Source organism: Mesonia sp. K4-1, from assembly GCF_008017825.1.
Lineage (GTDB): Bacteria > Bacteroidota > Bacteroidia > Flavobacteriales > Flavobacteriaceae > Mesonia.
Genome location: NZ_VRLS01000041.1, coordinates 1 through 5,075, shown reverse-complemented (window position 1 = coordinate 5,075; position 5,075 = coordinate 1). Strand labels below are relative to the sequence as shown.

Annotated in this window: 6 protein-coding genes; 4 read left to right on the top strand and 2 right to left on the bottom strand. The window is 34.5% G+C overall.

The window, feature by feature from the left end; all coding sequences use genetic code 11:
• Positions 1-10 precede the first annotated feature (10 nt).
• From FT986_RS16310 to FT986_RS06875, 4 genes are all read left to right on the top strand, one after another.
• On the top strand, positions 11-85 hold the full coding sequence (locus tag FT986_RS16310) for a hypothetical protein (protein WP_255505953.1): 75 nt from the start codon (positions 11-13) through the stop codon (positions 83-85).
• A 637-nt stretch (positions 86-722) separates the two neighbouring features.
• Positions 723-1,127 carry a BfmA/BtgA family mobilization protein gene (locus FT986_RS06885; RefSeq protein WP_147864459.1) on the top strand — a complete coding sequence of 135 codons (405 nt, stop codon included), beginning with the start codon at positions 723-725 and terminating at the stop codon, positions 1,125-1,127.
• Between the two features lie 10 nt (positions 1,128-1,137).
• Positions 1,138-2,169 (top strand): MobB family relaxase, encoded by a 1,032-nt coding sequence (gene mobB, locus FT986_RS06880; protein WP_147864458.1) that lies wholly within the window; start codon positions 1,138-1,140, stop codon positions 2,167-2,169.
• Between the two features lie 17 nt (positions 2,170-2,186).
• On the top strand, positions 2,187-3,761 hold the full coding sequence (locus FT986_RS06875) for a type IV secretory system conjugative DNA transfer family protein (protein WP_370451146.1): 1,575 nt from the start codon (positions 2,187-2,189) through the stop codon (positions 3,759-3,761).
• 166 nt (positions 3,762-3,927) lie between these two features.
• On the opposite strand, the gene FT986_RS06870 is transcribed toward FT986_RS06875, so the two are convergent.
• A complete protein-coding gene (locus tag FT986_RS06870; RefSeq protein ID WP_147864456.1) occupies positions 3,928-4,380 on the bottom strand; it encodes a hypothetical protein in 453 nt (150 codons plus the stop codon).
• Positions 4,381-4,607: 227 nt separating this feature from the next.
• A complete protein-coding gene (locus FT986_RS06865; protein WP_147864455.1) occupies positions 4,608-4,886 on the bottom strand; it encodes a hypothetical protein in 279 nt (92 codons plus the stop codon).
• Positions 4,887-5,075 lie beyond the last annotated feature (189 nt).

Sequence of the window (5,075 nt, the reverse complement as noted above, 5' to 3'; positions counted from 1 at the left end):
TTTATTTGATATTAAAGTATTGGATCACCTCATACTTAGCCCTGATGGGGATTATTATAGTTTTGCAGATCATGGGATTCTCTAAATTGTAAAAATAAGATCTTTTTAAATTTTTCAGATTTAAACGAAGAAGCTCAACACCGACTTTTGGAAAATTCCAAAAAAGATGTTGAAAGAAAATTTTGAGATGATATCCGTTAATACGTCCAAAAAAATTATACTTCATTTGAAAAATGATCAAGGAAGAGGCGCAACGTAATTTATACAATTACACATATGTACTCAATATTTAAATTTTTAAAAAAAGAATAAAAAACCTTTGACTTTTCAAAGGTTTTTTTGATTCCAAAAGTTTCGATTGAATAAAAATGATTATCTTTATGGGGCTGAAATTCAGCATTCAAATTTAGCTAGGATTATCCATTACTTCACTTTCGCCGATACTCCTACACATCGAGAAATTATCAACAAGGAAATTATTTTCCTACAAATGTGCAATGGGCTTTTAGGCAAATTGTACGAGGTTTTTGTCAGCTTGAGGCTGACGAAAAGGAGTAGCAAGAGGGTAACACGCTGTGCGATGTTACTAACTCCTTTTGGGTATTAAATTGCTGATTAACAGGTGATTAGAATTAGCTTATTTTCTTGACAATCAAGAATTTGCGACAAACGGGCTTAAAACCATCATTTCTAGGAAAAAATTTGCGACAAATCGGCGAAATATGGATTCATTTATCGGAATTAGGTTCAAAAAGAAAACTGCCAAACGTTTTCGAAAATTTTCACAAAAACATTTTAAATCTCATACGGAAGCCATGGGAGCCATGCTCGATTTTTTTTTCTACAATGAGATTTCTCCACGGGAAAAATTGGGACCGACAGGACGTACCCTCGAAGCCAAACTTTTAAAAAGGATCAATGCGGTCATTGCCATTATACGGGATGTAGAAAAGACCCAGACCAAACCTACCGCAGCTATGATCGAACTGCTTTTCCAAGAGGAGCCACCGACAAAGAAACCTTTGATCTTGGAAAAGAGGTTGATGGAAAAAATGAAGGACACACAGCTAAATGAGGAGGAGAAAGAAATGCAAAAACAAAACCCAAATCAAAATCCTCCAACTTAATTTTTTAATTATGTATATCACAATCACACCTCAAAAATTAGGAGGCAATTATGCTCAAAGTTCTGCAGATTTTGTGGGCTATTTGGAAAAAGAAAACGAAGGATTGAGTGAATCAAATAAGGAACATTTTTTTAATCAGCATAGGGAAGGGATCACCGCAGAAAAAGTGGTAAAGGAAATTGATGAAAATACCGCTAAATTGAAAAAAAAAGAACCGAAATTTTATTCCATTACAGTAAGTCCTTCTTCCTATGAATTGAAACGATTACAGAATAGTCGTGAAGATTTAAAAAAATACACGCGGGAGGTGATGAAGGATTATGTGTCATCTTTCCATCGAGAAATCAATGGGCGTCCTATTCAACTCCGTGATATTAAATATTTTGCAAAAATCGAACATCAACGTTTCTTTAAGGGAACGGATAAACAAATCATCGAAAACCAAGCTTTTGCCACCAAAATACTTCAGTTAAAAAATGAAATCCGACAAATCGAAAGAGGTAGCTTGGAAGGAAGCATATCTATCCGCCAAAAGGAAATCAACCATCTGGAACATCAAGCTCCACATCAACAAAATGGAAAAAGAATCGTACAGGGCATGTCAAAAGATGGTAACCAAAGTCATATCCATATCATCGTGAGTCGCAAGGATGCTTCCAATGCTTACAGCTTGTCTCCAGGGAGTAAATACAAGGCTTCCGATGTTAAAATGAACGGTAAATGGGTGAAGCGTGGGTTTGATCGGGATCGGTTTTTCAAAGAGGTTGAAAAAACGTTCGATAGAACTTTTGGATACCAACGAAATTTTGTGGAGACCTATCAAGCCAGAAAGGATTTTATTAAAAACCCCAATCATTATTTCTCTGCCTTGATGAAACTCCCCACCAATGAAAAAGCTTTAGCGATAAAAATACTTAAGGAACGTAAAATTCCAATCATGCCACCTATACCAAAGCATAAAGTCCAGTTAGCGCTCAAAGGCTTTCGACAACTTAAAAAAGGATTAAAAGTAGCTCTGGAATCTGGAACTATTGGAATTTAAAAATTAGAACTATGGATATGTATACAGGATGGAATATGGCATTCCTAGTTATGATTACTACGGTGTTTTTTTATGGAATTTATAGGTTATCCAGATATGCTTTTATCATATGTATGGTTATGATTATGGGGTTACTCTGGTATGGTTTCAAGCAAGAGCTATTTGCGAATATGGTTGTATGGGTGGGGTGTCCTTTGTTAATAATAAATACCACGCTATATGTGTTCCTTCATCGTTCGGACCAACCTTTGCATATATCTAAAAAATATCAAGTTCATTTTAGCACCAGTGGTTCATCTTTTAAGGTGGATAATATAAAGCGTGGGGTCTCTATTATTGGTTCTGCTGGGAGCGGAAAAACAGAGAGTGTGGTGTATGGGTTTTTAAAACATTTAGCAGAAAAAAATTTTTCTGGGGTAATTCATGATTATAAGGATTTTGAACTTACAGAAATGGCTTATCCTTTGTTTAAAAATTCTAATATACCTTTCTATGTGGTCTCTTTTGATCAGATCATACATAGGGTCAACCCCATAGCTCCTAGGTATTTAGAAAATGAAGAAAGCGTCTACGAGGTATCCCGTGTACTGATAGAGAACTTACTGGAACAAAAAGAGTCGGGGAGTAGTGGTACTTCAAAATTCTTTTCGGATGCTGCCGAAGGTTTGATGGCGGGATTAATCTGGAAAATGAAAAGTGCATATCCCGAGTTTTGTACTTTACCGCACCTTATAGCGACCTATCAATTGTTGGACACCGAAAGTTTAATTGCTTTTTTGGAAACGGATCCAACTTCTCGGGTAATGGCGAGCGCATTTATAAGTGGTAAGGATTCTGATCGACAAACGGCGGGAGTGAAAAGTACGCTCGCCAATGCACTCAAGAAAATTTGTACCCAACGTATTTTTATGGCTTTATCGGTTGATGAAGTCCCGCTGAACGTTAATTCTTCGGAGAACCCCGCCGTATTAATGGTGGTGAACAATCCTAAATATGAGAGTTCGTATGCTTCTGTAATCGCAACGATTATTCATACGGTTATAAAACAAATGAGCGTAAGGAACAGGAACTCTTCTTTTTTGTTAATGGAAGAGGCTCCTACCATTCGATTGTTGAATATGCATCGAATTCCCGCCACGTTAAGAAGTTACGATATTTCTACCATCTATGTGATGCAGGATAAAATCCAGAACGATATGATGTACGGGGATAAGGCAAGTAAAGCGATACTTAGCAACCTTTCTTATCAGTTTTTCGGAAAAGTCAATGATCCGGATACGGCTAAATATTATGAACGTTTTTTTGAGATTGTAAAAAAAGAAACTACCAGCGTTAATAGGGGGTATAGCTTAAATTTTGATACGCGTGTGACGACAGGGGAACGCGAAGTATCCAAAAGACGAGCGGATGTTTTTTTTCGCCTAAAGCAAGGGGAATTTATTACCTATGCAGATGGTAAGGATCAGAAGATACAGTTTGAGAAGAACAATATAGAGAAGGATCTACCAGATAGATTAAATCAATATTCTCAGAAGGATTTAGAAGACAATTTTAGGCAAGTATACGAGGACGTAAAGTCAATATTTGAATAAATTGATGCGTTCTTCTCGAGCTTGCAAAATGTTTAAGGTTTCGACAGTTAAGTTAAGTAGCTGAATTATAGATGCTAAAGTAACAAAGAGGGCTAACTTTTTTGTGTAATAGGTTAGCCCCTTTGATTATAGCCTTCAGGGCAAAGTTGATTATACGACTTTAAAATTAAGGCAAAGTGTATGCGTTATCATAATCTTCCTGTGTAATGATGAATTCATAAATGTTATTTCCTAAATGAGAAAATGAAGAATCACTACCCAACGGACTTTTTCCATCAAAGCAAAAGGTATTAGCATTAACTCTATCTGCACAGATATAGCCCTTATTATCTGGAAATATAATTACAATGGAATCTGCACGTCGACGATAGCCATCAAAATTTTCAGAATCATAGGTGAAATCGCCCCCACTCGACATAGAGTTTATTTCATATTCGTATTCCAATTCATCATAAATAGAAAATCCTTTTATCTGAAAAGGTAAACTCGTAGTATTCTTAAAACTTACTTCATACGAAACTTCTGGTCTCTCATCTGTATCAGTACAAGAAAAAACGATAAATGAAAAAATTAAAAAAACTTTAATTTTTATTAGAACTAATGGTATAAATCTTTTCATTGTTATATTCTTATTATATATTGTTACAACAAACTTTAAGGTTAAAATCTTAACTTAAGGTTTTATTTAATATTACACTTTTGCTAATGTGTTTAACAAAATAGAGAATTTAGTACACTTATATCGTTCGGAACTTGCAGAAGATTAAAAAATGGCTAACCTACTATTTTGTAAGTTAGCCCATTATGTATAATCGTGGTAGGTAAAAATGTTATTATACCCCTTTTTTATTGAGGTAAAACGTATGCATTATAATAATCTTCCTGTGTAATAACAAACTCATATACACTATCCTCTAAAACATTGAAATAAGATTCATCTCCAACCAATATGTTTTTGTTTTCAAAACAATATTCATTGCCCGTTTGTCTTAAATCACAAATATAACCTTTTGATTTGTTGCGTTGAGTTATTGAATCTAAGTAGTTGCGTTTAAATGTTTGCCAACTAGTTTGTATATGAAAAGTAGCGTAAAAATTAGCGATTAATTTTCTGTTATAAAACAAGCCAAAACTTTTGAATTTTGTTTTTAACTTTACTTTTCAAAAGCCAAATCAAAAGATTTGGCGACTTACCAAATATACCAAAATTTACAGTTTAGAAAAGACGCAGCTATTTGTTATATACGTCTTAAGTTAGCATTTCAATAAAAACATTAAATTAAGATCTATAAAAAAGAAAGAACAAAGAGAGGA